Origin of the sequence: Stieleria sp. (assembly GCF_041595215.1) — a bacterium.
Lineage (GTDB): Bacteria > Planctomycetota > Planctomycetia > Pirellulales > Pirellulaceae > Stieleria > Stieleria magnilauensis.
In genome coordinates this window covers 1-4,452 of the sequence record NZ_JBFHKV010000744.1, presented here as the reverse complement: position 1 = coordinate 4,452, position 4,452 = coordinate 1, and the positions used below count along the sequence as shown (strand labels likewise).

4 protein-coding genes and 1 pseudogene are annotated in these 4,452 nt (G+C 58.1%); 2 read left to right on the top strand and 3 right to left on the bottom strand.

The annotated features are described in order from the left end of the window. Positions 1-20: 20 nt before the first annotated feature. Together ABX749_RS23510 and ABX749_RS23505 are read right to left on the bottom strand one after the other, a co-directional pair. Complete coding sequence (locus tag ABX749_RS23510; protein WP_372898144.1) at positions 21-950, bottom strand: PmoA family protein; 930 nt, start codon at positions 948-950, stop codon at positions 21-23. A gap of 113 nt (positions 951-1,063) precedes the next feature. Beyond that, the gene (locus ABX749_RS23505) at positions 1,064-2,701 is read right to left on the bottom strand and encodes a sulfatase-like hydrolase/transferase (protein WP_372898143.1); all 1,638 of its coding nucleotides are present in this window, start codon (positions 2,699-2,701) and stop codon (positions 1,064-1,066) included. Between the two features lie 48 nt (positions 2,702-2,749). On the opposite strand from ABX749_RS23505, the gene ABX749_RS23500 reads away from it, so the two are divergent. Both ABX749_RS23500 and ABX749_RS23495 read left to right on the top strand, forming a co-directional pair. Further along, positions 2,750-3,433: a sugar-binding protein gene (locus tag ABX749_RS23500; protein WP_372898142.1), complete on the top strand. Its 684-nt coding sequence runs from the start codon at positions 2,750-2,752 to the stop codon at positions 3,431-3,433. Between the two features lie 83 nt (positions 3,434-3,516). Further along, positions 3,517-3,738: a hypothetical protein gene (locus tag ABX749_RS23495; protein WP_145217923.1), complete on the top strand. Its 222-nt coding sequence runs from the start codon at positions 3,517-3,519 to the stop codon at positions 3,736-3,738. A 102-nt stretch (positions 3,739-3,840) separates the two neighbouring features. On the opposite strand, the pseudogene ABX749_RS23490 reads toward ABX749_RS23495, so the two are convergent. After that, a pseudogene (locus tag ABX749_RS23490) lies at positions 3,841-4,452 on the bottom strand (quinone-dependent dihydroorotate dehydrogenase); the annotation flags it as partial.

Below are 4,452 nucleotides of genomic sequence, written 5' to 3'. Positions count from 1 at the left end.
TCTTGCCCCAACACCTTCCACTACCGCATCCGCTCCACCTCATACTGCCGGTGCGGTTCATCTTGATTCGGTTTACGGATTCGAAACCCCGGACGATTGGCAAACGCATGGTGGACCGTTTCGGCGCGTCCCAAATCAGCGGAACCTGAATGGGCATAAAGCAGATAGCGAAGGACCAGCGGATTCTCGTTGGTAACCTCAATCGCGGACTTCATCCCCGGTGACGCGCCCATCCAGCCGTCTTGACGAACATGCCAATGCGTCGGAAAGCCTGGATTACTGGGGTGATCAAAATACGTGATCCCTTCCTCGACCAGCTTGCGTCCTTCCGGGACCGGAACCGCGATCGGTCCGGAATAATCCATCCACCGTGACTGCTTTTCGTGCAGACTTGGTTCGCCTTGAACCCCGGCGTCGTTGGTCAGCCGTCCGGCTCCGAAATAGGCTGACAGACTGGCGGCAACGCGGACGGCCAAGAAACCGAAATTGGTTTGCTCCAACGTTACTTTGTCTCGTCCCTCGCCCGGACGAAACGCGAGCTGAAACTCGACCGCATGCTCGGCGGATTCCGCATCGTTGTCGATGCCCATCAGCGCGACGACGACGTCCTGTTGCATCCGCTCAATACCTTCGCCGTCGATCCACACCAAGTGTGTCGCCATGACGGCTTCTTCATCTCCATCGCGGTAACGGTACCAGTGGGTTTGTCGGATTTTTGATCCGGTGCCGTCGGCCCAAAAATTGATTCCGTCGACTTTGTGGTGGGCAAACCAGACGGATCGATGGTGATCATGATTCTGGGCGCCCGGGTGCCCCATCCGCGTCAATGTTTCTCCCGATGGTCCGTTGAACGGATAAAAAAACGGTCGCGGGTACTGCTCGCCATAGTGCCAACGCAGCTTTTCGCGACCGTCGATTCGTAGCGAGACTTGATGATCGGCCAACGGCACGATCTCACACCGGGGCGGACGATAATCTTGTGCGATCGACGATCGTCCTATTGCACAGACGGCCACCACGACCCACAACCCAACACGGCATCGATTGCCGAACACACTGCGATTCATTCCTCAGTTCCTTTCATCGTTTTTCGGATTTGCTCGGTCCCGACTGGCGGAAGCTGATCGACGAATCCCGCTTCGGTGCGTTTCAATTCATCGACCGTCGCGTTCCGCAATCGTTCCAAAAGAGGATCGTTTGTCGGGTCGTGCGCAAGGTTGATCAATTCCTCGCGGTCGTTTTCCGTGTCGTACAACTCTTCGGTTTCACCGGCGACCAGATTACGGATGTACTTGTAACGCCCTTCACACAACATGACGTACCAGGGGACGCCTGGCCCATGGTACAAATCGGGATCATCGCTTGCCGGAATTTGATCGGTCGCCGATCCGTATTGTTTCGCGGTATGGACCAGCATGGCATGGTGATTCCAGTTTTCCGCCTTCGACTGAAACAATTCGCTGAGATCAAACCCGTGCATCTTCCAGGGCAGATCGATTCCGGCAAACCGAAAGAACGTCGGCGGCAAGTCGACGCCGCTGACCGGTTGCTCGATGACCCGTCCGGCACAACGATCAGCGATCTTTCCGGGCGGACGAATGATCAACGGCGCTTCGACCGTCCCCCGATACGGAGCGACTTTGGACTTGAACCCCTTTTGGCCCCACGCAAACCCTTGGTCGGACGTAAAGACGACCAGGGTGTTTTCATCTTGTCCGGAATCCTTGAGTGCTTTCATCAGACGGCCGACTCCCTCGTCGATGGCCAACACGCCCTGATGGTATTGGCGAATCCAATCGGCGAGCGGGCGTCCTGGAATGTCCTTCATGCCGACAGGGCCTAAGTCGCGGACCTTGCGTTCAACCGGCACGCCGTCGGGGCCGGGTTCCCAAAACTCCATTTCGCGAACGTACTTCGGCTTTCCCGGCCGCGGCGGATAGACATCGGCGGGGAACGGCACATCGATGCCGGGGTACTCGTCCAAATGGCGGTCGGCCGGCGTGAACGGTCCGTGCACGGCTCCGTAACAGAGCCATAGGTACCAAGGCTTGTCCGCCGCGCGGCCTTCACCGTGAATGTACTCGACCGCCCAATGGGTGTAGTTGTCGGTGCTATAGCCCTTGGTCATCTTCGGCGGGCCGCCGTTCTTGCTGATCAACTGGTTGTCGTAATAGTTCGGCGAATTCTCGGGGTGACGTGGCCGGTTCCAAACGATTTGATAATCCCAGTCGCGGCCGTAACCGGGATCAATCCCCGTGTGCCACTTGCCGATCTGAGCAGTGGTGTATCCGTTGGCACGAAACACGCTGGGCCAGAACCGGCACTGTTTCGGGTCGTAGTCGCTGCCGGGATATTGCCCGACCATCCGCATCGACTCGATCCCGTGCTGGTGCAACCCGGTCAACAGCGTGGCCCGCGAGGGCATGCACCAGGACCCGATGTAAGCATGTGAAAACCGGACTCCGGTCTTGGCGAGTTCGTCGAGATTGGGCGTTTCCACCCAGTCAAACGAATCGGGATAGCAACCGACCGTTCGCGACGACTGGTCGTCGGTATAAATGAACAGAATGTTGGGTCGCTCGTCCGCGGCGACACACGACGCGCCCAAGAGCACCAGTACAAGCAAACGGAAATAGTTCATCGATTGGCCCCATTGGACGCCTTTTCGGACACAGAGTCTCCCCTGGCGACAGTATAACATCGATGGGCATTCCACTTTTCACTTCCCCTCGTCATTGGAATTCCAATCATGAACCGCCTGACCCTACTCTCCGCCGTATGCCTCGCCTTTGTCAGCCCGACCGTCGCCCAGGACGACGCGAAACCCAAACCACAGGAACCGACGATCAAGGCGATCCAGGGAACTCCCGAGATCGATGGCAAGGTCGACGAAGCGTGGAAGAAGGCGCCCCGCGTGAACGTCAACAAGGCCGTCGAAGGGTTACTTGCCGTCGACGAAGACGAGATGGCGACGGCGACCGTGCGCGTGCTGTGGGACAAAGATCATCTATACGCACTTTGGCAGGTCAAAGACTCGAACCTGTCCGCTGACGCGAGTGATTCATGGGCCCAGGATTCGGTCGAATTCTTCTTGGATGAGAACCAAAAACGAACAACCTATTATGAATCCGACGACGCACAATACCGGGTCAATTACAAAGGCGAACTGTCGGGGCAAGGCGCCGGTTTTGACGAATCCAACTTGAAAGCGGCTGCTCGCAAAACCAAAACGGGCTACGTCGTCGAAATGGCGATCAAGATCCAGGGCGATCCACTGACCGCCGGCCGAAAGTTGGGCGTCGAACTGCAAGTCAACGACGACCCGGGCAGCGGCGAACGCGGCGCGGTCGCCAAATGGAATCACACCGACGACGATTCCTGGCAAGACACGTCAAACTTCGGCACGTTGGTTCTGCAGCCGGCCGCCGAGTAGACATCGCGTCCAAGCTCAGTGACCAAGGGTGTCGCACACCCGACGGATGATTGCCGCGTCAATCAACCAGGGAGGAATGTGCGATGCAATCGTTTCGAGTGGGCAGGGGAATCCAGGTGGAAATCTGCAAGGCCAACCATCGCTCCGAGTGGTTTTCTTACAAGACAACAAAGACGAATCACTTTGACGAACCGATCGGCCGCACGCGATCGACCGTTGTCTTTCGCGACGGTCGTTGGCTGCTCCGCGTCAAGCCGCACGACGTCGAGATGTTTAACGGACTGCGTTGGATTCGGCTGAAGTGAGTCGGTACCGCGGTGCTCAAACCATGGCGGGCACAGCATCCCCTACATAGCCACGGGCCTTCGGCCCGGATCGCAAGCTGGAAGCGCACGCCACGGCATGCGCTACGATGGATCGGCATCCGTGCCCACGATGTCCGCGACGTGCGAGACGCCGTCCCGCTCCATTAATTTCAGCAGCCTACCATTGATCCGGCGGACCACTCCCGGACCTTCATACACCAGCGCAGTCAACAACTGAACCAGCGAGGCGCCCGCGCGGAGCTTGCGATAGGCATCCTCGGCGGTCGCCACTCCGCCCGCGGCGATGATCCGATAACGCCGGCGATCCATTTTCCGGTACAGACTGACGATCCGCCCGTCCATCCATTCCCTTGTCGGCTTGCCCGATATCGCGCCGGGCCAATCGTTCCAAATCTCGCGCGGCGTCGACAAACCCGACCTCCGCCGCGACGACAAATTGAACATGAACCCGGCAACCGATTCGAAGCCATCAATGGTCTGCAAGATCCGATCGATTGCTGCATCGTCCCAGTCCGGGGAGAGTTTCAGAAACAGAGGGACGTCGATGGATATCGATGCCAGCCGCTCAAGTAACTCGCGGAGGTGTCCCGGGGTGTCCAAAAATGATCGCCCATCGGAGGTGTTGGGACAACTCAGATTCAGCATGAAATACGACGCACACGCCGGCAGCTTTTCGGCCGCGGTGACGTAGTC